The 3,442-nt window shown below is 73.6% G+C and carries 2 protein-coding genes; both read left to right on the top strand.

What is annotated here, in order from left to right; translation table 11 throughout:
- On the top strand, window positions 1-2,349 hold a 2,349-nt coding region (locus ACSVC7_RS32475; protein ID WP_483509154.1), incomplete at its 5' end, for an Ig-like domain-containing protein.
- Between the two features lie 63 nt (window positions 2,350-2,412).
- A partial coding sequence (locus ACSVC7_RS32470) for a TolC family protein (protein ID WP_483509152.1) occupies window positions 2,413-3,442 on the top strand: 1,030 nt, incomplete at its 3' end.

Below are 3,442 nucleotides of genomic sequence, written 5' to 3'. Positions count from 1 at the left end.
AGCTTCACCGTGCGGGTGAGCGAGCCGGTGACGGTGGCCGGCGGCACGCCGACGCTGACCCTGGTGGGCGGCGGCACGCCGCGCAACGCGGTCTACAACCCCGCCGGCAGCACGGGCACGCTGCTGCGCTTCGACTATGTGGTGCCGGTCGGCGACAACGCCCGCGGCGGCATCGTGGTCAAGGATCTGCAGCTGAACGGGGCCACCATCACCGACGTCGCCCGCAACGCGCAGGTGACCGCGCTGAACAGGGTGGGCGACGGCAGCCGCGTGTTCGTCGAAACGCCGGTTCCCGGCAAGCCCGGCACGAGCGTGCTGGACGCGGCGTCGGACAGCGGCGTTGCGGGCGACGGGCTGACCAACGTGGCGAAGCCGACCCTGACGGGCACGGCCGAGGCCAACGCGACGGTGACGGTGCTGGTGGACGGCAAGGCGGTCGGCACGACCAAGGCCGACGCCGCCGGCCGCTGGAGCTACGGCCTGACGACGGCGCTGACCGACGGTGCCCACACCATCGCGACCACCGCGACCAACCGCTTCGGCATCGTCGGGGAAACCTCCGGCGAGCAGACGGTGACGGTGGACACGGCCAAGCCGGTCGTCGCGGCCCCGTCGGTGACCAGCACGACGGTGGCCGGCAGCGGCTCGTCGGGTCGCCTCTCCGCGTCCGCCAAGCCGACCATTACCGGCACGACCGAAGCCGGCAGCACCGTGGCGATCCTGGTGGACGGCAAGGCGGTGGGAACGGCGGTGGCCGACGGTTCCGGCGCCTGGAGCTACACCTTCGGCGCGGGCTTGAGCGACGGCACGCACGCCGTGCAGGTGCAGGCGACCGACCGCGCCGGCAACGTCAGCGCGCCGTCGGCAGCCACGGCCCTGACCATCGACACCACGGCCCCGGCGGCGCCGGTGCTGGAGGTGACGAGCGGCACCGGCAGCGCCCCGGTGGTGCGCGGCACGGCGGAGCCGAACGCCAAGGTGACGGTGCTGGTGAACGGCCGCGAAGCGGGCACGGTGCAGGCGGATGCCGCCGGCTCCTGGCAGCAGGCGCTGTCGTCCGACCTCGGGATCGGCAACCACACCATCACGGCACGCGCGACCGACGCGGTGGGCAACGTGGGCACCGCCGGATCGGCCACCTACAACGTCGCCCCGCCGCCCCCGCCGCCGACCGTCACGGTCGTGACCACGAGCGGCAACACGACCACCGCCGTGTCCTCGTCCAACGGCTCGGCGTTCGGATCGACCGGCAGCTCGCAGTCGTCCGGCCCGACGCTGGGCACCGCGCCGTCGCTGCCCGGCAGCCAGAACAGCAGCGACACCGGCCGCGTCATCACCGCGTCCTCCTTCGGCAACGGCGGCTCCGGCGGCCAGTCCAGCACCGACGCCGGGCGGTCCATCACCATCAACTCGATCAACGGCCAGTCCAGCACCGACGCCGGGCGCTCGATCACGCTCTCCTCGGTGGGCGGTTCGTCGAACTCCAGCTCCAACTCCAGCAGCACCGGCAGCGGCCTGAGTGGCGGTTCGCTGAGTGGCGGCTCTCTCGGTGGCGGCTCTCTCGGTGGCGGCTCTCTCGGTGGCGGCTCTCTGGGCGGCAGTTCCGGCCTCAGCGGGCTCGGGTCCAGCGGGTCCGGGTCGGGTGGCCTGGGTGGCAGTGGCCTGGGCGGCGGCCTCGGTGGGGGTATGGGCACCGGATCGGCCCTCGGAACCGGCCCCAGCACCGGTCCGGGCACGGGTGGCGGCCTCGGGTCGCCGGGCGGTTCCTCCACCAGCGGCGGACCCGTCACGGGCGGCTCTACCACCGGTCCCGGCACTGGTCCCGGCACCGGTCCCGGTGCGGCCAGCCCGGGTGCCTCGACGCAGGGGGGCCTCGGAACCGGTTCGCAGGGCGGCGGCCAGACGCCCAACGGGTCGGTGCAGGGCGAGCGCAACGGCAACAGCCCGAGCACGCCGCAGCGCACCACCATCGAGACCGCGCCGGCCAACCGGGGCCAGCAGAACGGCCAGCCCGGCAACCAGCCCACGGGTCAGCAGGGTGGTCAGCAGACCGGTCCGCGCAACGCGCCCCAGGGGCAGTCAGGTGGTGGTCAGCCCGCTGGTGGGCAGCCGGCTGGTGACGGCCAAGCCGGAGGCCAGCCGGGCGGCGAGCCCGGCAACGCTCCGGCCGGCGCCGAGGGCAAGGCGCCGGCGGCCGGTCCGCGGGCCGACGCCGACGCGCCGCTTCCGCTCACCAGCCCGGCCTTCACCCACCAGGTCGCCAAGGCTCACGGCGCCACCGACGCCCGCGCCGCCGCACTCCTGGCCGCCCTGGTCGGCCACACCCCACCGGGAAGCCGGGCGGCCTAAGGCCGCCCGCACTCCCCGTCCTTTTTCGCACCCGCCTCTTCTTTCAATGGATTGCTGACGAGAATGACCTGCCTTCCCCACGCCTTCCGGTCGCGGTCCCTGCTGGGCTGCGCGTCCGTCGCCTTGCTTGCCGCTTCCCTGGTCACCAGCGGCTGTTCGCTCCGTCCGCAACCCCTGACCACCGAGGAGACGCTGGAGCGGGTGCGCGCCGACATGGCGGTGGTGATGTCGCCCCAGGAACCGCTCGCCGGCCCGGTCTCCATGCACGAGGCGATGGCCCGCGCCATCAAGTACAACCTCGACGAACGCGTGAAGCTGATGGAGATGGCCGTCGCCAACCAGCAGCTCGACCTCTCGCGCTTCGACATGCTGCCGCGTCTGGTCGCCGGCGCCGGCTACAGCGGGCGCAACAACGAGGCCGGCTCGGAAAGCCTCAACCTCGCCACCGGCCGGCGCACGGGGGAAAGCACCACCGCCACCGACCGCAACCGCCGCACCGCCGACCTCGGCTTCACCTGGAACATCCTCGACTTCGGCGTCAGCTATCTGCGCGCCCGCCAGAACGCCAACCTCGTGCTGGTCGCCGACGAGCGCCGCCGCCGCGTCGTCCAGGGCATCCTGCAGGACGTCCGCACCGCCTACTGGCGCGCCGTCGCCGCCGAGCGCCTGCTGCGCCGCATCGAGCCGCTGGAAAAGCGCATCGAGGCGGCGCGCCGCAACGCCGGCGCCCTGGAGGCGCAGCGCGTGCAGGCGCCGTTGCAGACGCTGAACTACCAGCGCGCGCTGGTCGACACGCTGCGCCAGTTGCAGACGCTGCGGCGCGAGCTGGTGGCGGCCAAGGCGCAGCTGGGCGCGCTGATGGGCCTGCCGCCGGGCGAGAGCTTCACGCTGGCGATCCCGGCCGAGGCGACGACGAGGGACGCGCCGGCGATCCGCACCTCGGTGGAGGCGCTGGAGGCCTACGCGCTGCTCAACCGGCCGGAGCTGGTGGAGGAGACCTACAACGCGCGCATCACCGCCGACGAGACCAAGCGGGCGCTGCTGAAGCTGCTGCCGGGCATCGACCTGAACGCCGGGCTGCACTACGACAGCA

The sequence above is a fragment of the Azospirillum mesophilum genome (genome assembly GCF_053470405.2).
The sequence above is the reverse complement of the archived record's forward strand: the minus strand, read 5'-3'. Positions and strand labels throughout refer to the sequence as shown.